Source organism: Pseudomonas sp. DTU12.1 (genome assembly GCF_009873475.1).
Classification (GTDB): Bacteria; Pseudomonadota; Gammaproteobacteria; order Pseudomonadales; family Pseudomonadaceae; genus Aquipseudomonas; species Aquipseudomonas proteolytica.
Genome location: NZ_CP045254.1, coordinates 2022765 through 2043628, shown reverse-complemented (window position 1 = coordinate 2043628; position 20864 = coordinate 2022765). Strand labels below are relative to the sequence as shown.

The 20864-nt window shown below is 59.8% G+C and carries 18 protein-coding genes and 6 tRNA genes; 10 read left to right on the top strand and 14 right to left on the bottom strand.

Going from position 1 to position 20864, the window contains the following annotated elements; genetic code table 11:
• Positions 1-249: 249 nt before the first annotated feature.
• Positions 250-326, bottom strand: a tRNA-Asp gene (locus GDV60_RS09140).
• A gap of 19 nt (positions 327-345) precedes the next feature.
• A tRNA-Val gene (locus tag GDV60_RS09135) sits at positions 346-421 on the bottom strand.
• 159 nt (positions 422-580) lie between these two features.
• Here GDV60_RS09135 and rdgC point away from each other — a divergent pair.
• The 3 genes from rdgC to sugE all read left to right on the top strand — a co-directional run bounded on the left by rdgC (position 581) and on the right by sugE (position 3029).
• Positions 581-1501 carry a recombination-associated protein RdgC gene (rdgC, locus tag GDV60_RS09130; protein WP_092235010.1) on the top strand — a complete coding sequence of 307 codons (921 nt, stop codon included), beginning with the start codon at positions 581-583 and terminating at the stop codon, positions 1499-1501.
• A 150-nt stretch (positions 1502-1651) separates the two neighbouring features.
• Positions 1652-2608 (top strand): bile acid:sodium symporter family protein, encoded by a 957-nt coding sequence (locus GDV60_RS09125; protein ID WP_092235007.1) that lies wholly within the window; start codon positions 1652-1654, stop codon positions 2606-2608.
• Positions 2609-2714: 106 nt separating this feature from the next.
• Positions 2715-3029: a quaternary ammonium compound efflux SMR transporter SugE gene (sugE, locus tag GDV60_RS09120; protein ID WP_032859283.1), complete on the top strand. Its 315-nt coding sequence runs from the start codon at positions 2715-2717 to the stop codon at positions 3027-3029.
• A gap of 70 nt (positions 3030-3099) precedes the next feature.
• Here sugE and GDV60_RS09115 read toward each other — a convergent pair whose 3' ends face one another.
• The 3 genes from GDV60_RS09115 to GDV60_RS09105 all read right to left on the bottom strand — a co-directional run bounded on the left by GDV60_RS09115 (position 3100) and on the right by GDV60_RS09105 (position 7472).
• Complete coding sequence (locus tag GDV60_RS09115; RefSeq protein WP_029292781.1) at positions 3100-4974, bottom strand: MFS transporter; 1875 nt, start codon at positions 4972-4974, stop codon at positions 3100-3102.
• 66 nt (positions 4975-5040) lie between these two features.
• Positions 5041-6195, bottom strand: a complete 1155-nt coding sequence (locus tag GDV60_RS09110; RefSeq protein ID WP_092235002.1) for a TDT family transporter — start codon at positions 6193-6195, stop codon at positions 5041-5043.
• Between the two features lie 92 nt (positions 6196-6287).
• The gene (locus tag GDV60_RS09105; protein ID WP_104911889.1) at positions 6288-7472 is read right to left on the bottom strand and encodes an MFS transporter; all 1185 of its coding nucleotides are present in this window, start codon (positions 7470-7472) and stop codon (positions 6288-6290) included.
• A 90-nt stretch (positions 7473-7562) separates the two neighbouring features.
• On the opposite strand from GDV60_RS09105, the gene GDV60_RS09100 reads away from it, so the two are divergent.
• Entirely contained in the window at positions 7563-8108 is a 546-nt protein-coding gene (locus GDV60_RS09100) for a TetR/AcrR family transcriptional regulator (protein ID WP_159906915.1), read from the top strand.
• A 169-nt stretch (positions 8109-8277) separates the two neighbouring features.
• On the opposite strand, the gene GDV60_RS09095 is transcribed toward GDV60_RS09100, so the two are convergent.
• The 4 genes from GDV60_RS09095 to GDV60_RS09080 all read right to left on the bottom strand — a co-directional run bounded on the left by GDV60_RS09095 (position 8278) and on the right by GDV60_RS09080 (position 11441).
• Entirely contained in the window at positions 8278-9057 is a 780-nt protein-coding gene (locus GDV60_RS09095) for an ABC transporter permease (protein ID WP_029292774.1), read from the bottom strand.
• Complete coding sequence (locus tag GDV60_RS09090) at positions 9054-9986, bottom strand: ABC transporter ATP-binding protein (RefSeq protein ID WP_029292772.1); 933 nt, start codon at positions 9984-9986, stop codon at positions 9054-9056. Before GDV60_RS09090 ends, GDV60_RS09095 begins: the two co-directional genes overlap by 4 nt.
• 134 nt (positions 9987-10120) lie before the next feature.
• A complete protein-coding gene (locus GDV60_RS09085; protein WP_104911887.1) occupies positions 10121-10738 on the bottom strand; it encodes a glutathione S-transferase family protein in 618 nt (205 codons plus the stop codon).
• A gap of 43 nt (positions 10739-10781) precedes the next feature.
• Positions 10782-11441, bottom strand: a complete 660-nt coding sequence (locus GDV60_RS09080; protein ID WP_029292768.1) for a transglutaminase family protein — start codon at positions 11439-11441, stop codon at positions 10782-10784.
• 202 nt (positions 11442-11643) lie between these two features.
• On the opposite strand from GDV60_RS09080, the gene GDV60_RS09075 reads away from it, so the two are divergent.
• Together GDV60_RS09075 and GDV60_RS09070 are read left to right on the top strand one after the other, a co-directional pair.
• Positions 11644-14091 carry an acyl-CoA dehydrogenase gene (locus GDV60_RS09075; RefSeq protein ID WP_159906913.1) on the top strand — a complete coding sequence of 816 codons (2448 nt, stop codon included), beginning with the start codon at positions 11644-11646 and terminating at the stop codon, positions 14089-14091.
• Between the two features lie 76 nt (positions 14092-14167).
• Positions 14168-14575 carry a PA2817 family protein gene (locus tag GDV60_RS09070; protein WP_159906911.1) on the top strand — a complete coding sequence of 136 codons (408 nt, stop codon included), beginning with the start codon at positions 14168-14170 and terminating at the stop codon, positions 14573-14575.
• Between the two features lie 158 nt (positions 14576-14733).
• Here the strand turns inward: GDV60_RS09070 and GDV60_RS09065 are convergent, their stop codons facing one another.
• Positions 14734-15666 carry a LysR family transcriptional regulator gene (locus GDV60_RS09065; RefSeq protein WP_159906909.1) on the bottom strand — a complete coding sequence of 311 codons (933 nt, stop codon included), beginning with the start codon at positions 15664-15666 and terminating at the stop codon, positions 14734-14736.
• A gap of 90 nt (positions 15667-15756) precedes the next feature.
• Between GDV60_RS09065 and GDV60_RS09060 the strand changes: the two genes are divergently transcribed.
• Both GDV60_RS09060 and GDV60_RS09055 read left to right on the top strand, forming a co-directional pair.
• Positions 15757-16383 carry an alanyl-tRNA editing protein gene (locus GDV60_RS09060; protein WP_159906907.1) on the top strand — a complete coding sequence of 209 codons (627 nt, stop codon included), beginning with the start codon at positions 15757-15759 and terminating at the stop codon, positions 16381-16383.
• Positions 16384-16538: 155 nt separating this feature from the next.
• Positions 16539-18278 (top strand): dipeptidase, encoded by a 1740-nt coding sequence (locus GDV60_RS09055; protein WP_029292758.1) that lies wholly within the window; start codon positions 16539-16541, stop codon positions 18276-18278.
• A gap of 103 nt (positions 18279-18381) precedes the next feature.
• Here GDV60_RS09055 and GDV60_RS09050 read toward each other — a convergent pair.
• The 4 genes from GDV60_RS09050 to GDV60_RS09035 all read right to left on the bottom strand — a co-directional run bounded on the left by GDV60_RS09050 (position 18382) and on the right by GDV60_RS09035 (position 18795).
• Positions 18382-18457, bottom strand: a tRNA-Gly gene (locus GDV60_RS09050).
• A 3-nt stretch (positions 18458-18460) separates the two neighbouring features.
• A tRNA-Glu gene (locus tag GDV60_RS09045) sits at positions 18461-18536 on the bottom strand.
• A 105-nt stretch (positions 18537-18641) separates the two neighbouring features.
• Positions 18642-18717 (bottom strand) — tRNA-Gly (locus GDV60_RS09040).
• A 2-nt stretch (positions 18718-18719) separates the two neighbouring features.
• A tRNA-Glu gene (locus GDV60_RS09035) sits at positions 18720-18795 on the bottom strand.
• A 358-nt stretch (positions 18796-19153) separates the two neighbouring features.
• Here GDV60_RS09035 and GDV60_RS09030 point away from each other — a divergent pair.
• Positions 19154-19924: a hypothetical protein gene (locus tag GDV60_RS09030; RefSeq protein ID WP_092234781.1), complete on the top strand. Its 771-nt coding sequence runs from the start codon at positions 19154-19156 to the stop codon at positions 19922-19924.
• A 124-nt stretch (positions 19925-20048) separates the two neighbouring features.
• Complete coding sequence (locus GDV60_RS09025; protein WP_159906905.1) at positions 20049-20861, top strand: alpha/beta fold hydrolase; 813 nt, start codon at positions 20049-20051, stop codon at positions 20859-20861.
• Positions 20862-20864 lie beyond the last annotated feature (3 nt).

The following is a 20864-nucleotide window of genomic DNA, read 5'->3' as shown; positions in this document are numbered from 1 at the left end:
AATAAAAAACGCCCCCGGTCATCGGCAATGACCGGGGGCGTTTTTTTGCAATCCCTGTAGGAGCGAGCTTGCTCGCGAAGAACCTGAGAGCACCGCGTGCACCCAGGATGCCCGCATCATCGTTAACAATCTTCGCGAGCAAGCTCGCTCCTACAAAAGCACAAACGCAAACCCCAGACAGCAAAAAGCCCGCTCAATGAGCGGGCTTTCTGTGGTGACCTGGCGTTCAGTGTTCCAGGTTACCGAATATGGCGCAGCGGACGGGACTCGAACCCGCGACCCCCGGCGTGACAGGCCGGTATTCTAACCGACTGAACTACCGCTGCGCGTAACACATGAAGCGAATGGTGGGTGATGACGGGATCGAACCGCCGACCCTCTGCTTGTAAGGCAGATGCTCTCCCAGCTGAGCTAATCACCCTTCGTTTCGGTGTGGCGCGCATTCTACGGAGCGACCCCAAGTCTGGCAAGCACTTTCTTAAATCTTTTTTTTCAGCCCTTCCAATGGCTTAGGCAGGGTTGGCCTGCGGCCTTATCAAGAGAATAATGCCCCACTTTGTATAAAGGAGAGACTCACCCCATGTGGTTCAAGAACCTGCTTATCTATCGCCTGACCCAAGATCTGCCTGTTGATGCCGAGGCGTTGGAAACTGCAATGGCCACCAAACCGGCGCGCCCTTGTGCAAGCCAGGAGTTGACCACTTACGGTTTCGTCGCACCTTTTGGTAAAGGTGAAGACGCGCCCCTGGTGCACGTCAGCGGTGACTTCCTGCTGATCGCTGCGCGCAAGGAAGAACGTATCCTGCCAGGCAGCGTGGTGCGTGATGCGGTGAAGGAAAAGGTCGAAGAGATCGAAGCCGAGCAAATGCGCAAGGTCTACAAAAAGGAACGGGACCAGATCAAGGATGAAATCATCCAGGCCTTCCTGCCACGCGCGTTTATCCGTCGTTCGTCGACCTTTGCGGCCATCGCGCCGAAACAGGGCCTGATCCTGGTGAACTCGGCCAGCCCCAAGCGCGCCGAAGACCTGCTGTCGACCCTGCGTGAAGTGATCGGCACCCTGCCGGTACGTCCGCTGACCGTGAAAACCGCGCCAACCGCAATCATGACCGACTGGGTCACCACCCAGAAGCCGGCCGATGACTTCTTCGTGCTCGACGAATGCGAACTGCGCGACACCCACGAAGACGGCGGCATTGTGCGCTGCAAGCGCCAGGACCTGACCGGCGAAGAAATCCAGCTGCACCTGACCACCGGCAAGGTCGTGACCCAACTGTCCCTGGCCTGGCAGGACAAATTGTCCTTCATGCTCGACGACAAAATGACCGTCAAGCGCCTGAAGTTCGAAGACCTGCTGCAAGACCAGGCCGAACAGGACGGCGGCGACGAAGCCCTGGGCCAACTGGATGCCAGCTTCACCCTGATGATGCTGACCTTTGGCGACTTCCTGCCGGCGTTGGTGCAAGCATTGGGCGGTGAAGAGACCCCGCAAGGTATCTAAACGCACACACTCAATGTAGGAGCTGGCTTGCCAGCGATGGCGGTGTATCAGTTGCAGAGTCACTGACTGACCCAACGCTATCGCTGGCAAGCCAGCGCCTACAGTTGATTGGGCTACCACTCCCAGCACTCTAATAATAAGGACATCGCCATGCGCGCACTCGCCGCCTTGAGCCGTTTCGTCGGCAATACTTTCGCCTACTGGGTGCTGATCTTTGCCGTGGTCGCGTTCCTTCAGCCCAGTTGGTTCATCGGCCTGAAAAGCGCCATTGTGCCGCTGCTGGGCCTGGTGATGTTTGGCATGGGGTTGACCCTCAAACTTGAAGATTTCGCCGAGGTTGCTCGCCATCCATGGCGCGTAGCCCTGGGCGTGGTCGCGCACTTTGTGATCATGCCCGGTGTGGCCTGGTTGCTGTGCCAGGCCTTCCACCTGCCACCGGAAATCGCCGTCGGCGTGATCCTGGTCGGTTGCTGCCCAAGCGGCACCTCGTCCAACGTGATGACCTGGCTGGCCCGGGGCGACCTCGCATTGTCGGTGGCCATCGCCGCCGTCACCACCCTCCTCGCCCCGCTGCTGACCCCGGCGCTGATCTGGCTGCTGGCTTCCGCGTGGCTGCCGGTATCGTTCATGGAGTTGTTCTGGTCGATCCTGCAAGTGGTGCTGCTGCCCATTGTCCTCGGGGTATTGGCGCAACGCTTACTGGGTGATCGCGTACGGCATGCCGTCGAAGTATTACCGCTGGTATCGGTGGTCAGCATCGTGATTATTGTCGCGGCCGTGGTCGCGGCGAGCCAGGCGAAGATTGCCGAATCGGGCCTGCTGATCATGGCGGTGGTGATGCTGCACAACAGCTTCGGCTATTTGCTCGGTTACTTCACCGGCCGCGTGTTCAAGCTGCCACTGGCCCAACGTAAGTCGCTGGCGCTGGAAGTAGGCATGCAGAACTCAGGGCTGGGTGCCGCACTGGCCAGTGCGCACTTCTCGCCGCTGGCGGCGGTGCCGAGTGCGCTGTTCAGCGTCTGGCACAATATTTCCGGGGCGTTGTTGTCGACGTATTTCCGCCGGATGAGCGAGAAAGAAGACCGCAAGGCCCTCGCCGAAACTTGATCGGATGCTGGCTTTTCGGCACTCTACGAACCTTCGCGGGGACGACCCCGCGACTCGTTCGAGCATTCAATCCGGGGACGACCCCACTTCTAAAAGGAAGGTCTTTATGTCCTGGGTCATTCTGTTTTTCGCCGGGCTGTTTGAAGTTGGCTGGGCTGTCGGCCTGAAATACACCGACGGTTTCAGCAAGCCGCTGCCTACCGCCCTGACGATTGCCGCCATGGCCGTCAGCCTCGGCCTGCTGGGGCTGGCCATGAAGGAGCTGCCGCTGGGCACCGCCTATGCCATCTGGACCGGTGTGGGCGCCGTGGGCACGGTGATCGCCGGGATTATCCTGTTTGGCGAGTCCATGGCGCTGTTCCGGCTGGCCAGCGTAGCGCTGATCATTGCCGGGCTGATTGGTCTCAAGGTCAGCGCCTGATGCTGTTGTAGGAGCCGGCTTGCCGGCGATGAGGCCCTTTTTGCGGACGCCATCGCCGGCAAGCCGGGTCCTACAGGGTGGTGCCACGCAATGCCAGCACTTGTTCCTGCAAGGCTTCTGGCGTCGCCTGCTCCACCGCCAACGGCGGCCCCGCCACCAACGTCACCCGCGACCAGATCCGGTGAAAGATGCCCTTGTTCGGATCGCGGCTGAAAAAGCTCCCCCACAACCCCTGCAACGCCATGGGAATCACCGGCACCGGGGTTTCCTCAAGAATCCGCGTCACCCCACTCTTGAACTCGTTGATCTCACCGTCGGCGGTCAATTTGCCTTCCGGGAAGATACACACCAGCTCCCCGTCCTTCAGATATTGGCTGATACGCTGGAAGGCCTTTTCGTAGATCTCCAGGTCTTCATGGCGCCCGGCAATCGGAATCGTCCCCGCCGTGCGGAAGATAAAGTTGAGCACCGGCAAACGGTAGATCTTGTAATACATCACAAAACGAATCGGCCGACGCACCGCCCCACCAATCAGCAATGCATCGACAAACGACACATGGTTGCACACCAGCAACGCCGCGCCTTCGTCCGGGATGTGTTGCAGGCCGCGATGCTGCACGCGGTACATGGAGTGGCCGAGCAGCCAGATCATGAAGCGCATGGTGAACTCGGGCACGATCCTGAAGATGTAGGTGTTGACCGCAATGTTAAGCAGTGACACCACCAGGAACAGCTCGGGGATCGACAGCTTGGCCACACTCAGCAGCAGGATGGTGACAATCGCCGAGACCACCATGAACAACGCATTGAGAATATTGTTGGCGGCAATCACCCGCGCCCGCTCGTTCTCGGCGGTGCGCGACTGGATCAAGGCGTACAGCGGCACGATATAGAAACCGCCAAATACCCCCAGGCCGAGGATATCGATCAACACCCACCAGGCCTGGCTGTAACCCAGGACAGCAAGCCAATCGTTGGCTTGGACGTTCTGCGGGAAGCCGCCGGAATGCCACCACAACAATAGGCCAAACACTGTCAGGCCAAACGACCCGAAGGGCACCAGGCCGATTTCCACCTTACGCCCGGAGAGTTTTTCACAGAGCATCGAGCCCAACGCGATACCGACCGAGAACACCGTGAGGATCAGGGTCACCACTGTCTCATCGCCATACAGCCACTCTTTGGCGTAGGCCGGGATTTGCGTGAGGTAAATCGCCCCGACAAACCAGAACCACGAGTTGCCGACAATCGAGCGCGACACGGCCGGCGTTTGCCCCAGGCCCAGGCGCAAGGTGGCCCAGGATTGGCTGAAGATGTTCCAGTCCAGGCGCATCTCGGGGCTCGATGCCGCAGCGCGAGGGATGCCGCGGCTGGCCAGGTAACCCAGCACCGCAATCGCGACAATGGCGGTGGACACCACAGGCGCGTAGTCGGTTGAGGACATCATGACCCCGGCGCCGATGGTCCCGGCGAGAATGGCCAGAAACGTGCCCATCTCCACCAAGCCATTACCGCCGACCAATTCCTCTTCGTGCAAGGCTTGCGGCATGATCGAGTACTTCACCGGGCCAAACAGCGCTGAATGGGTACCCATGGCAAACAGCGCAAGCAGCATCAGTTCCAGGTGATTGGTCATAAAGCCCACGGCGCCGACGGCCATGATCACGATCTCGCCGATCTTGATCGCGCGAATCAATGCATCCTTGTTGAATTTCTCGCCAAACTGCCCGGCCAGGGCCGAAAACAGGAAGAACGGCAGGATAAACAACAAGGCGCAGAGGTTGACCCAGATCGAGCGGTCGCCCTCGATCGCCAGCTTGTAGAGAATGGCGAGGATCAACGATTGCTTGAAGATATTGTCGTTGAACGCGCCCAGGGACTGAGTAATGAAGAACGGCAAAAAGCGCCGTTTGCGCAGCAAGGTGAATTGCGAGGGGTGGCTCATCGTCCGTGTTCCTGGTGGCCGGAAGGCTTTATTGATTTTTCAGGCCACGACTTTACCTAATCCCGCTTACTTATTCCCCAATCCTGCAATACACGGTGAAACAAACAGCTCGCCTTTATAGGCACCCTGCACGGTGCGCTTGCCGACAACCAGCCACATCAGGGCCAGGGCGGCGACCAACACGCTGCCGGTCACGCTGAAAAATGCCAGGTGCAAGGTACTGCCCAGTTTCAAGGTGGTCAGGGCATACACCCCCAACGGGAAGGTAAAGCCCCACCAGCCCAGGTTGAATGGAATACCGGCGCGCAGGTAACGCAGGGTGATCAGCACCGCGATCAACATCCACCACAAGCCCAGGCCCCACAGGGTGATACCGGCCACCAGCCCCAGGCCTTCGGCAATCGCGCCGATACCGGCAAACCCATTGGCGGCGAAAATCGCCGGCGCATCGTTGCCCAGCAACAACATACCCAGGGCGCCGGTGCCGATCGGGCCAAGGGCCAGCCAGCTCGATGCAGCCATATTGGCGTGGGGCAGTTTATGCAGGGCCATGCGCAGCATCAGGATCGTCAGAATGCTGAATGCAACCGGTAGGGAAAATGCCCAGAGCACGTAGCTGGTCACCAGCATCACCAGTTGCGAATGGGCGTCGGCGAGGTGCGGCGCCAGCAGGCCACCACTGGCGGCGGCGACTTCGGCAGCCACCACCGGCAGCAGCCAGACAGCCGTCATCTGGTCGATGCTGTGCTCCTGACGGGTAAACATCATGAACGGGATCAACACCCCGCACGCCAGGGCCATCGCCACGTCTATCCACCACAGGGCTTCGGCCAATTGCACCACGCCCTCGCCCCAGCGCGGCAGGCCAAACAGCAGCAAGCCGTTGATGATGGTTGCCAGCCCCATGGGAATGGTGCCGAAAAACATCGAGACCGTGGAGTGCCCGAAAATCCGCCGCGCCTCGTCGTAGAACATCACCCAGCGCGCCGCGTATAAGCCGCTGAACAACACAAACAGGAAAATCGTCAGCAACCACAGCCCTTCGGCGATGGCATAGACGCCCGGCAGTTGCACCGGCAATTGCGCCAGGGCCAACGCCAGCACGCCGGTCCCCATGGTGGCAGCGAACCAGTTGGGGGTGAACTGGCGAATCACCTCCCTGGGGCCCGCCAAGTGGCTGAACGGTTTGTAACGAGTGGCAATGCTATTGGGGCACGTCATGGTTCAATCCTCTTCCTCGTATGAGGTTGAGCCCATGATAGAAGCGCAGCGAATATCTATATAACGGGTAATATCTCTAACTGTTATCTATTTCACCTATATACAGCCTTGACCGGTGCTTGCTTCATCAAGCCAATCAAGGCCCCGAGCGCCAATACGATCAGCACCGCACCGTAGCCGTCGGTGGTAGCAATCAGGCCAAAACTACGGGTCAGGTTGCCCGCCAGCAGGGCCGGCAGGCAAAACGCCAGGTAACTGAGAACGTAAAACGCCGACATCAACCCGGCCCGCTCATGGGGCAACGCCAGGGGCACCACACTGCGCACCGCGCCGAGGAAACCCGCGCCAAAACCGCTACCGGCGACCAGCGTCGCGAGAAAAAACAGTGGCAGGCTGGCGCTGTGGACCGCGCCGAGAATCAGCGCAACACCCGTGGCCAACAGGCCTGCTCCCAAGCGCAATACCTTATCTGCCGGGCGATTGCGCAGGCTGAAGATCATCACCGCGCCACTGAGGGTCAACACGGCGACCAGACCGCCACCGATCAGGTTGGAAGTCGAACCGGTCGCCGCGCGCACCAGCGACGGTGCCAGTGACAAGTAAAAACCGCCCATCGCCCACACGGCGATATCCACCGGCAGCGACAGCCACAAGGCCCGACGCGCCTGGGGCGGCACGTGCAAGGTGGGCCATAGCGAGGCTAGCGCGCCCGGCATGCGGCTGACGCTTTCCGGTAGCTGCCAGACATAGAGGCTCTGCACCAGCATCAGCGCAAACAAGGCCCAATAGATCAACTGGGTCGGCAGCGGCGCGAACTCCACCAGCAAACTGCTGCCCATGGCGCCACAAGCCATGCCCAGCAAGGGCGCAACACTGTTGACCAACGGGCCCTGCTGGCGGTCAGTGTCGAGCAAGGCGGCACCGAGTACGGCGGTAGCCATGCCTGTGGCAAACCCCTGCAAGGTGCGGGCAGCGATCAGCCAGGCGACACTGTCTGCGTGGATAAAGAGCAGCATCGCCAGCATATTCAAGACCAGCGCGGCGAAGATCACGGGTTTGCGTCCCAGGTGATCCGATAGCGAGCCGACAGTCAGCAACGCTGCCAGCAGGCTCAAGGCATAGACGCCGAAGATCAGGGTCAGGGTGCCGGCGGAAAAATGCAGGCCTTCCTGGTAAAGGTGATACAACGGCGTCGGCGCACTGGAGGCGGCGAGAAACGTCAGCAGGGTGATCGCCAGGAACACCAGGCTGGAACGGTAAGAAGTGACGGTGGACATGGGCACGCTCCGCTAAAGCTAATATTTTGCTTTTGCGGAGTGTGCTACTGCATCGGGCTTAAAGCAAATTCTTTGTGTTAAGGTTTTGGCATGGCGATAAAAGAAGGCCTCCGCCCGGGGGGCCGAAGTGCCCGGGTACAAGAATCAGTTCATTCGGCGGTGCGCCAGTTGCTACAAGAGCAAGAGCGCGCCAGCGTGACCGTGCCGCAAATCGCTGCACGTGCCGGGGTCACTCCGTCGACCATTTACCGGCGCTGGGGCGACCTCGCCGCCCTGCTCGCCGACGTCGCCTTGGCCCGCATGCGCCCGGACAGCGAGCCGGCCAACACCGGCAACCTGCGCGGCGATCTGCAAGCCTGGGCCGAGCAGTATCTGGACGAGATGAGTTCGGAACCGGGGCGCAACATGATGCGCGACGTGCAGTGCAGCCAGACGCCGGGGTATTGCGTGACCATTCTGGGCGGGCAGTTGCAGGTGATCCTGGATCGTTACCAGGGTAGCGGCCAGGCATTGCCCAGCGTGGATCGGCTGATCAATCTGCTGGCGGCGCCGACGGTGTTTCGGATTCTGTTTGGCGCTGCGCCGATGCGGGTTGAGGAGTTGCATGAGCTGATCGAAATCGCCCTGCAGCCCTGAGCTACACACAAATCCAAATGTGAGAGCAGGTTTGTGTAGGAGCGGGCTTGCCCGCGATAGCGGAGTGTCAGGTTAGATACAGTTGACTGACCCACTGCCATTGCGGGCAAGCCCGCTCCCACACAAGCCCGCTCCTACACAAGCCAGCCCCTACATTTTTAGACCTTGCTTAGGTACGCATACCACGCCCGCTCACCAGCAACCGCGCGCAGCCGATATACAACACCACCGTCGCCACGATCATGAAGGTGATCGCCACGCTGATCTTGATATCCGACACCCCGAGGATCCCGTAGCGAAAGGCATTGACCATATGCAACACCGGGTTGGCCATCGACACGGTCTGCCAGAACGGCGGCAGCAAGGTGATCGAATAAAACACCCCGCCGAGGTAAGTCAGCGGTGTCAGCACAAAGGTCGGGATGATCGAAATATCATCGAAGTTGCGCGCAAACACTGCGTTGATAAAGCCCAGCAGCGAGAAGATCGTCGCCGTCAGCACCACTACCAGGATGGTCACCCCCAGGTGATGCACCTGCAGGTCGGTGAAGAACATCGACAGCACCGTCACAATCGCCCCGACCATCAGGCCGCGCAATACGCCGCCCAGGGTGTAGCCGATCAGGATGGTGTGCGGCGAGACCGGCGAGACCATCAGTTCTTCGATGGAGCGCTGGAACTTGCTGCCAAAGAAACTCGACACCACGTTGCCGTAGGAGTTGGTGATCACCGACATCATGATCAGCCCCGGCACGATGTACTCCATGTAGGTGAAGCCGCCCATGTCGCCAATCTGCCGGCCGATCAGGTTCCCGAAGATCACGAAGTACAGGACCATGGTGATCGCTGGCGGTAGCAGGGTCTGCGGCCAGATGCGCATGAAGCGCTTCACTTCGCGGTAGACGATGGTATTGAGCGCTACCAGGTTGGGTTGGAACTCGGAACTCATACCGCCACCTTCGCCAGATTTTTCTCCACCAGGGACACGAACAACTCCTCAAGGCGATTGGTTTTGTTACGCAGGCTCAACACCTCAATATTCTGCAAGGCCAACTGGCTGAACAGCGCGGTGATGCCCACAGCTTTATCGACCTGTACTTCCAGGGTATGGCTATCTACCAGGCGGTTTGGGTAGCCGATCAGTTGCGGCGGCACCGACAGGTTGTTCTTCAGGTCGAGGAGGAACGTCTCCACATGCAACTGGCCCAGCAGGTTGCGCATGCTGGTGTTTTCGACAATGGTGCCGTGGTCGATGATGCCGATGTTGCGGCACAACTGTTCAGCCTCTTCCAGGTAATGGGTGGTGAGGATGATGGTGATGCCTTTCTGGTTCAGTTCGGTGAGGAAGGTCCACATCGAGCGACGCAACTCAATGTCCACCCCCGCCGTCGGCTCGTCGAGGATCAGCAGGCGCGGCTCGTGCACCAGGGCACGGGCGATCATCAGGCGCCGCTTCATGCCGCCGGACAGGGAACGTGATGGCACGTCGCGCTTGTCCCACAACCCCAGTTGGGTCAGGTACTGCTCGGCGCGCTCCTTGGCGACCTTCGGCGGGATGCCGTAGTAACCGGCCTGGGTCACTACGATATCGAAGGTCTTTTCAAACTGGTTGAAGTTGAACTCCTGGGGTACCACGCCAATGCTGCGCTTGAGGGCAGCCGGGGATTTGTCCAGGTCGTGACCAAAGATATTCACCGTGCCACTGGTCTTGTTGACCAGGGTCGACAGAATGCCGATGGTGGTGGATTTGCCGGCACCGTTGGGGCCGAGCAACGCAAAAAAGTCACCTTCAGCGACATCCAGATCGATACCACTCAGGGCCTGGAAACCGTTGCCGTAGGTTTTGGTTAGCTGCCGGATGGACAGAGCGGAACTCATATCGGATTACGCACCAAGGAAGGGAATAGAAAGAATAGATAAGGGCGCGCCCTACGCAATACAACTGCGGCGCACGGCAAGCATGGTGCTTGCCCGCGCCGCACAAGTACAGTCACCTGTATTAATAGTCAGTATTAAGTCAACGCGGTCATAACCGCTTTTTGATAGGCCGGGCGTTGCTGCAAACGCTGGTACCACGCCTCCAGATGGGGCATCGACGGGCGCTCGATAGGCATCTCGAACCAGGCATAGATAAAGCTGCCCAGGGGAATGTCACCCATGCCGATCTCGCTGCCGGACAGGTAGGGCTGCTCGGCCAGGGCCTGGTCCACGGTGTTCAACACCTCGATACAGGCCTTGCGCCCGGCATGGATGTTGTCCCAGTTCTGTTGCTCGGCCGGGGTTCGCAGAATGCCCCAGAACACCGTCTTGAACGGTTCGGCAAAGGTCGAAGTGGTCCAGTCCATCCACTTCTCGGCGCTGGCTCGCGCCTGCAGATCCGTGGGGTACCAGCTCGATGCCTGTTTGGCGCAGAGGTAACGCACGATGGTGTTGGATTCCCACAACACGAACTCGCCGTCCTCGATCATCGGCACCCGGCCATTAGGGTTCAACGCCCGATATCGCGGCGTATCGACCACACCAAAGGCCCCGCCCGCATCAATTGCCTCATAGTCCAGGCCGAGCTCCTCGGCGCACCACAGTGCCTTCCTGACGTTTGACGAATTTTTACGACCCCAGATCTTCAGCATGACCGCCTCCCAGTGGATGAATGCCGCAGCAGCATACGCCGGTTCAGCCGCGACTCAAATCACTCTGCATATCGCCTAACACTTTCGGCGACTGCTCACCAAACAGGTGTGGGTAACATTTCTCCAGGTGGGAAAAGAAGAACTCCTCGGGCACCTCGGCAAATTGCCCATGGTCCACCACGTACTCCATGGAGCGCTGTCCCTGGCGGTTGAAGGGGTGAAACACACTGTCATTGATCCCGTCGAAATCCAGTGGCGGCACATCGAATAATTCGCACAGTTGGCTGTTGAACGCTGGCGTGGCCTTGACCCAGCGCCCGTCCAGATACAGTTCGGTGTAGCCGTGCATGGCGAACACATCACTCTTGAGCAACTCGATCAGGCGCGGGGTCGACAAATGATTGCGCACGTCCGCCAGGCCAATACGCGACGCTATGCCGCAATGCCGGGCGCAGGCGGCCAGCAGGGTGGCCTTGGGCACGCAATAACTCTGCCCGGCGGCCAGGGCGTAGCTGCCCGCCAGGGTTTGCGGATCGCGACTGAAGGTGTAAGGGTTGTAGCGCACCGCTTCACGCACGGCGTAATACAGACTGACTGCCTGGTCACGGGGATCGCGGCTCACACCGCGGTGTTTTTCGGCGAACTCCACCACCGCAGGGTGGTCACTATCGATGAAGCGGCTGGGACTCAAGTACGCATTCATGGGGATTTTCTCCGAGGCGAGCCTGGAGTCTAACCACAGGCCCGACCGAGGGATAACGACGATTCGGCCAAATGTCGGCGCCTGCTGCCTGTGACTGGAGAGCATTTCCCGCCACACCACGTAACACCCTCAGGCACCGCTTTTCCGGATGCCGGCTAAGCTCTGAGGGTGCTTCTGCCCCTGGTTTCACGGAGGATTGAATATGCTGTTGTTGTGGATACTGGTTCTGGTGCTCGGCATTGCCTACCTGGCACACCGTCGTACCGCGCCCCTGCCCGCCCTGGGTGTGGTCGCCGTCTATCTGTTGGCGATGGGCGCCTTCAGCCATGCGCCGGGCTGGCTGCTGCTGGTGTTCTGGGTCCTGCTGGCGGCAGTCGCCGCGCCACTGCTGCTGCCCGACCTGCGCCGCCAGTATTTCACCGCACCGTTGTTCAACTGGTTCCAGAAAGTACTGCCGCCAATGTCCGAGACCGAGCGCGACGCCATCGACGCCGGTACCGTGTGGTGGGACGGTGAACTGTTCAGCGGCCGCCCCGACTGGGACAAGTTGCTGGCCTACCCCAAGGTGCAGTTGACCGAAGAAGAACAGGCCTTTATCGATGGCCCTACCGAAGAGCTGTGCGCCATGGTCACCGACTGGGAAATCGGCCAGGCCATGGACCTGCCGGCAGCGGCCTGGGACCATATCAAGCAACATGGCTTCTTCGCCCTGATCATCCCCAAGGAGTACGGCGGCAAGGGCTTTTCAGCCTACGCCCACTCCCAGGTGGCGATGAAATTGGCGACCCGCAGCGGCGACCTCGCTTCCACCGTCATGGTCCCCAACTCCCTGGGCCCCGCCGAACTGCTGCTGCACTACGGCACCGATGAACAACGCAACCACTACCTGCCACGCCTGGCCCGTGGCGATGACATCCCGTGCTTTGCCCTGACTGGCCCGCTGGCCGGTTCCGATGCCGGCGCGATGCCCGACACCGGGGTGATCTGCAAAGGCGAATGGGAAGGCAAGGAAACCCTCGGCCTGCGCCTGAACTGGGAAAAACGCTATATCACCCTGGGCCCGGTCGCGACCCTGCTCGGCCTGGCCTTCAAGGCCCATGACCCGGATCACCTGCTGGGTGAAGAAGAAGACCTGGGCATCAGCCTGGCCCTGATCCCCACCGATACCCCTGGCGTGGAAATCGGCCGCCGTCACCTGCCCCTGGGCGCCGCTTTCATGAACGGCCCCAACTCCGGCAAGGATGTATTCATTCCCCTGGACTTCCTGATCGGCGGCCAGGAGATGCTCGGCAAGGGCTGGATGATGCTGATGAACTGCCTGTCGGTTGGCCGTTCGATTTCCCTGCCGGCGGTGGGTACTGGTGCGGCCAAGTTCACCAGCCTGGTGACTGGCCAGTACGCCCAGGTGCGCGAGCAGTTCAACGTGCCACTTTCCGCCTTCGAAGGCATCCAGGAAGCCCTGGCCCGAATCGGCGGCAATGCCTGGCTGATGGACAGCGCACGGATGCTCACCGCCAATGCCGTCGACCTGGGGGAGAAACCCTCGGTGCTCTCGGCGATCCTCAAGTACCACCTGACCGAGCGCGGTCGCGAGTGCATCAGCCACGCCATGGATGTGCACGGCGGCAAAGGCATCATCATGGGCCCCAATAACTATCTGGGTCGCAGCTGGCAAGGGGCGCCGATTTTCATCACCGTGGAAGGTGCGAACATCCTTTCGCGCAATCTGATGATCTTCGGCCAGGGCGCGATCCGCTGCCACCCGTTCGTGCTCAAGGAAATGGCCCTGGCCGGTCGTGAAGACCGCGACCAGGCGCTCAAGGAGTTCGATGGCCTGTTGATGCAGCATATCGGCTTTGCCGTGAGCAACGCCGCCAGCACCCTGGTGTTGAACCTGGGCCTGGGTCACTTCGAAAAAGCTCCAGGCAACCGTTTGAGCCAGGGCTACTTCCGTGCACTCAATCGCCAGGCCGCGGCGTTCGCCCTGCTTGCGGACCTGAGCATGATGCTGCTGGGTGGCGAGTTGAAACGACGCGAACGCCTGTCGGCACGGCTGGGCGACGTGCTCAGCCATATGTACCTGGCGTCGGCTGCGCTCAAGCGTTACCACGACCTCGACTACCCTGACCATCTGGAACCGCTGTTTGCCTGGGCCATGGAGGAAAGCCTTGGCCAGTCGGAGCGCGCGCTGGATGAGTTGCTCAGCAACTTCCCCAACAAAGTGCTGGGCTGCCTGATGCGGGTCATCGTGTTCCCGTTCGGTCGTCGCCACAAAGGCCCATCCGATGCGCTGGACGCCGAAGTCGCGGCGGTGATTGGACGCGCCAAGGGCGATCCGACCCTCGAAGAGCTGCTGGCAGGCTGCTACCGTCCACAGTCGGCGGAAGATCCGGTTGGCGCGCTGCAACATGCCTACGACCTGCTGGGTGCCAGCCATCCGTTGCAAAAAACACTGCACGCCGCCCTCAAGAGCGGGCAGGTCAAGCCACGGGCCGGGGAACACGCCATCGATGCCGCACTGGAAGCTGGCGTGCTGCAACCGGCTGAAGCACAAACCCTGCGGGACGCGGAAGCTGCGCGGCGCAAGGTGATCGACGTGGATGATTTCAGCAAAGAGGAGTTGGCCCAGGCACCTGGCCGAGTCCGCTGATACCGGCGGTCATATAAAAGCGGGCGCGAGAGCTATATACTCTCGCGCCCGTTTTTGCTTTTGAGGACTTACTCTCGTGTCCAACGTCGTTGCCGATCATCTCGTCTTGCTCGACCACCTGCGCAGTATCCTGGTTGCCGTCGGCGAAGCCGAACAGGTTCCCGAGGAAAGCCACGCTTTGTTCCTGGAACGCTTTGATGAACTGCGGGCCATGCTGCCCATCGACCCGATCGAAAGCCAATACCTGGGCCAGGACATGATGAGCCAGGTCATCCTGCGCTACCCACAGATTGCCCATCTGGTGCCGCGCGACCTGCTCTGGTTCTTCGGCGGTGATTGCCTGCACTTCATGCCCGATGAAGAACTGGATATGTACCAGGCCCTGGAAGAACGCCGCTTCGAAGCCGAACAGAACGATGAACCGTTCGACTGGAACCAGGAAAAACAGCTGCTGGCCATGCCCCAAGACCAGTCCAAGCACTGATCCCGAACACACTGAATAGCAAATGTGAGAGCGGGCTTGTGTGGGAGCGGGCTTGCCCGCGATGGCTGAGTGTCAGTCGATGCATTGGTTGACTGATACACCGCCATCGCGGGCAAGCCCGCTCCCACACAAGCCCGCACACATTTCCGAGCGTGCTCCTACCGCCGGCGCAATATCGGCTCCCTGGCCATGCACTCCACCAGATAATCGATAAACACCCGCAGTTTTGGCGGCAAATACCGCGTGGGTGAATGCAGCAACCAGGCATCCCCATGGTACGAGGCAATGAAATCCCATTGCGCCAGCACCTGTACCAACCGCCCCTCCTCCAAGGCATGCCGAGCAGTGAAATACGGCAGGCTGCCAATCCCCACATCCTGCAACACCGCATCCAACCGCACCCCTGTGTGATTGGCCGCATAGCGACCGCGCACGCCCACCGTCACTGTCTTGCCAGACTGGCGGAATTTCCAGCGCGCGTCCCCAGGGGTTTCGCCCAGGTAGATACAACTGTGCTCCAGCAAGTCATGGGGATGCAGCGGCGTGCCATGGGCAGCCAGATACTGCGGCGTGGCACACAGCAGATGCTCGATGGGCAGTAACTGGCGCCCTACCAACCCCGGCGGCGGGCTATCGGTGATGCGGATGCTCAGGTCGACATTGTCATCAATCAAATCTACCTGCCGATCTTCAAGGATCAACTGCACATCGACCTTGGGATAACGTCGCAGGAATTCCGGCATATGCGGATGCACCACAAACCGCCCCACCGCCTTGGGCACGCTGATACGCACCAGCCCTTCGGCCTCGTGGGTGTACTGACCGCTGATTTCCATCACCGAGCGCGCGGCATTGACCATGTCCTGGCAGCGCTTGAAGACTTCTTCGCCCCCTTCGCTCAAGCGCAGCTTGCGCGTGGTGCGCTGCAACAGCCGGGTGGCCAGGGCCTTTTCCAGGCGCGAGATGCTGCGGCTCACCGCCGACGGCGAAGCCCCCAGTTGGCGCGCTGCTGCAGAGAAACTGCCGGTTTCTACCACCCTGACGAAAATCGCCATTTCGCCCAGCAGTGGCAAAGGAAGATTGATGCTCATGACGCATAAGTCCATTGAGATTTCAGCGGATTATCACCCATTGGCGCACTACTTATACTGCTGTGTAGAACCCTGATGCGGATGTAGACGATGACCCAGCGCCTGTTTTTTACCCATGACCACCTGGTTGCCGATGTTGATGTGCTGGAGTGCACGCCCGTTGAGCAGCAGTTTGCGGTGGTCCTGCAGTCCACCATTTTCCACCCCCAGGGGGGCGGTCAACCCTTTGACACGGGCTGGCTGGGACAAAGCACCGTATTGAAAGTAGTGCAGGAAGCAGAGCGCATCGTGCACTACGTCGACCAGCCCGTCGCCCTTGGCCCCGTGCAAGCGCGGGTCGACGGCCAACGTCGCACCCTGCATACACGCCTGCATTCTGCCGGGCACTTGATCGGCAATGCCGGTGAAACCCTGGGCTGGATGCCGATCAAGGCCCACCACTGGCCCGGTGAAGGCAAGATCAGTTTTATCCGTGGGGAATCGGCCCAAGACATGCATGCTGATGCCTTGCAGGAACAGGTCAACCAATGGATCGGCGCCGACCTGCCACGCCATATGACGCTGGACGGCGGCACCCGGGAAGTCGGTTTCGGTGACCTGCCGGCCTACGCCTGCGGCGGCACGCATGTACAAGCCCTCGCCCAGGTAGGCCAGGTCACGATCCTCGGCCTGTCGGAGAAAAAGGGCACGCTGTCGGTGCGCTACAGCCTGGACTGACAGGCTGATGGCGGGCGGCGTTTTCTTATTGAGATAGGACATCACCCTGCCGGGGGGCTCCCCTCCAGCAGGTGGGTGGTGCTAGTGTGTGAAAATGTTTCCGACATAAAAATCGGAAACTTCTTACTCACCACCTGCAAAGGAATGCCCCAGCAATGGACTTCTCCCTCAAGCACCTGGCCGCCGCCACCCTGATGGTCGCCAGCCTGTCTTCAATTAGTGTGTCTGCCGTCGCCAGCATCAACCCGCAACAGAGTGCGACTATTCTCAAAACGCTGAATGACGCCTCGATCAAGGACTTCCGCACGTTCCTCGGCAACCTGGGCAAAAGCGACATGGCGAAATCCGCCAATCTCGGCCCGGCCATCACTGCCTTTCTCGACAACAAGCCGCTGACCGCCGAGCAACAGAACGATATCCATCGCCTGCTAGGCCTCTATGCCCGGGTGAAATACGGTGCAGCCGCCACCGAAACCCTGCGTGAACTGGTGGCCATCCCGACCTTCCAGGTTGAGGGTGTTGCCCAGCACGACAACCCCGAATTCAAAAAGATTGCCGAAAAAATCAAGGCCCTGGCGCAGTCCTTCAACCTGAATTTTCGCAATGTCGATGATCGCGTCTACGAAATCTCCCTGGAAGGTGCCGGCGATGAAGTGGTCGGCATTCACGCCCACGCCGACGTGGTGCCGGTAACACCGGAAAACTGGGTGTTGAAAGACGGCACCCGACTCGACCCCTTCAAGGTCACATTGATTGGCGATCGCATGTATGGGCGCGGCACCGAAGATGACAAGAACGGTATCGTGGTAACGCTGTACGCCATGAAAGTGATCAAGGAAGAAAACCTGCCACTGGCGCGCAACTTCAAGCTGCTGGTAGACACCACCGAAGAAACCACCGGCGACGCCATCCCCTACTACTTTGAACACAACCCAACGCCGAACTACAACCTGGCGCTGGATGGCGGCTACCCGGTCGTCATCGCCGAGAAAGGTTATGGCACGGTCATGGCGACCTTTGCCAAGCGCAAGGCCGATGGCAAGGGCGCCGAAATCATCGCCATGACCGGCGGCCTCGCAACCAACCAGATTCCTTCGGCGTCAGTAGCCACATTGCGCAGCGATAAACCTGCCGAGCTGGCCGCCAGCCTGCAACAGGCCGGCACTGCATTTGCCAAAGCCAATGGTGGCGATTTCACGGTGGATGCCAAGGTTGATGGCAAAGACGTCAAGCTCACCGTTACCGGGGTGTCAGCCCACTCTTCCGAGCCCGAATCCGGTATCAACCCAGTGGCGCGGATGCTGGTCTTTATCAACAGCCTGGACGGCAAGGTTGCACTCAAGCACAACGAGATCACCGACGCTGCGCGCTACGCCGCCGATAACTGGGGCCTGGATTACCTGGGTGGCAAATTGGGCGTGGGCTTTTCCGACGCGTTCATGGGGCCGTTGACCACATCCCTGACGTTTGTCGGCATGGATGAAAAAGCCTTCAAGCTGGCGGTCAACCTGCGAGTACCAAAAGGCAAATCCCCGGAAACGCTCAAGAAAGAGATCGCCGACAAGCTTAGCGCCTGGAGTAACAAGACCCATATTTCGCCGACCTTTGATTACTCGGTGGCCGCACCGATGTATCGCAACCCCGAGGGTGAGTGGGTCAAGGCACTGCTGGCCGTGGCCACGGAAAACCTGGGCATGGAATCCAAGTTCGGCACCTCCGCTGGCGCAACGTCCGTGCATGATCTGCCCAATGGCGTGCAATTCGGCCTGGCCCGGCCGGACGCCAAGTACACCGGGCACACCGACAACGAGTTCAAGACCACCGAGCAGTTCCTGCTGGACCTGCAGATCGTCACCGAAATGATGGGGCGTATCGGGCAGTTGCCGAAACTCTGAGCCAAGGCCTGGACCCGCCCTTGCGGCGGGTCCATTGACTGCGAGCTTAAATCCCGGACAAACAAAAACGCCGATCATTTCTGATCGGCGTTTTTGTTGAATATGGAGCGGGAAACGAGACTCGAACTCGCGACCCCGACCTTGGCAAGGTCGTGCTCTACCAACTGAGCTATTCCCGCAAATGGCGTCCCCTAGGGGACTCGAACCCCTGTTACCGCCGTGAAAGGGCGGTGTCCTAGGCCACTAGACGAAGGGGACACGCTAACTGAAACACATGGTGTGTATTCCAGTGCCCAGAGGCCTTGTCCGAAGACTTGGTCCTGGTTTCACTCAGTGCCGCCCGAAAGCCACACTGTTTAAAAATGGAGCGGGAAACGAGACTCGAACTCGCGACCCCGACCTTGGCAAGGTCGTGCTCTACCAACTGAGCTATTCCCGCAATGGCGTCCCCTAGGGGACTCGAACCCCTGTTACCGCCGTGAAAGGGCGGTGTCCTAGGCCACTAGACGAAGGGGACACACGTACAACATTCACTCCCTACCGCGTTTCGCTGTGTGCTTTACGCTGTAAGTGGCGCGCATTCTATGGATGGATTGAAAGGTCGTCAACCCCCAAGGATAAATTTATTTAAATCAATGACTTCGCCATGCTTTACAGGCACTGCCGGGGTTTCTCGCCGTCCAGGCTTTGGCGCCTATATTCTGGCGCCCGACAAGGCGTTATAGTCCTGCCCGGCAAATGATGGCAATGTGCATCTATACAGACGATACCTACATATACAGGTGAAAGCACTGACTCATCTCGTCGAAGAGTCCTATCCGCCGCATGCGCCAATCACTACACTTCAACGCACATCCTATAAAGAGGTCACACCGGTGACACCACTCATGATCACCCTGCTGGTAATAGCCGGGATCGTAATACTGATCGCCATTGGCTACATGAACCATGTGGTGGAAAACAACAAACTGGAAAAAGCCCGGGCCCAGATAGAGCTCAACGATCGGCTGCGCCGCTGTGGCGAGATCACCGAGACGTTCCCCGGCCAACTGATGACGCCGCAGCTCAAGCTGCTGCTGACCCGCCTGGAACTGAACGTCAACCAACGCATGCTCCACCTCAACAAATCCAGCGCAACCATCAAGGCACGTATTGCCGAGCTGGAAGCCCTCGTGGGCCAGGGCGAATCGATCCCGGTGAACAACCCCCCGGGGCCGATCCAGACCGAAGCCAAAGCCAAGGATGTGCGCTTCCTGCTCGAAGCCCTGCACGGCCAGGTCACCCGCGCCGCCCAGGACGGTTTTTTGCCCACCAATGAGGCCAAGCACTGGATCCGTGAGATCCGTCACCTGCTGGTGCTGCTGCATATCGAGTTCTTCAACAATCTGGGGCAACACGCATTGCAACAGGCGCAGCCCGGCCAGGCACGCCTGGCCTTCGAGCGCGGCGTGCAATACCTGCGCAAGCAACCCGAGCCGGCCACTTACAGCCAGCACTTGCAACTCCTGGAAAAACAATTGGCGCGCGCCAACTCCATGGTGCTGACCAACAGCCAGCAGACCGCAGAAGAAGTCAATGAACTGACCGCAGGCTTGAAAGCCGATGACGCGGATGCCGAATGGAAAAAGAAAGTCATCTACGATTGATCACCTCCTGTACTGAGTCACCGGGTGCATTTCTTGCACTCGGTGCCATCATCCTGCGCCTATCCCCTCTTCTATAATTCGCGTACAAAAGTGCACTTCATGCGCTTGACCAAGGAGGCCCGCCATGCCTGTCGCCATCATTGATGACCAACCCTTGCACTACGTGGACCAAGGCTCTGGCCCGGTTGTCCTGCTCGGCCATAGCTACCTGTGGGACCAGCAGATGTGGGCCCCGCAGATTGCCGCGCTGTCGCAACAGTACCGAGTGATCGTGCCAGAGCTATGGGGCCACGGAGAGTCCGGCCCAATGCCAGCACAGACCCACAGCCTGGACGACCTAGCGCGCCAGACCCTGGCATTGCTGGACCACCTGGGCGTTGCCAAGGTCAACCTGGTGGGCTTGTCAGTCGGCGGCATGTGGGGCGCGCCGCTGGCGTTGCTGGCGCCCGAGCGGGTCAATAGCCTGGTGCTGATGGACACCTACCTGGGCGCAGAGCCTGAGGCTACCCGCGAAAAATACTTCGTACTGCTCAGCGCGATTGAGGCCACGGGGGCTATCTCTGATGCGCTACTGGATATCATCGTACCGATCTTCTTCCGCCCCGGTATCGACCCCGACTCTGCGCTGTATCAGGACTTCCGCCAGTCCCTGCGTGCCCTGCCCCGGGACCGCCTGCTACACAGCATCGTGCCCCTGGGTCGCCTGATCTTCGGTCGTGACGATGCACTGGAAGGTTTATCCCGCCTGGACCCCAATACGACATTGGTAATGTGTGGCACCGATGACCAGCCACGCCCACCTGCAGAAGCACAGGAAATGGCTGACCTGATCGGTTGTGACCTGGTGTTGATCCCGGACGCTGGGCATATTTCCAGCAGGGAAAACCCTGATTTCGTCAACGAAGCGCTGCTCACCTTTCTGGCCAATCACGCCTGAGGC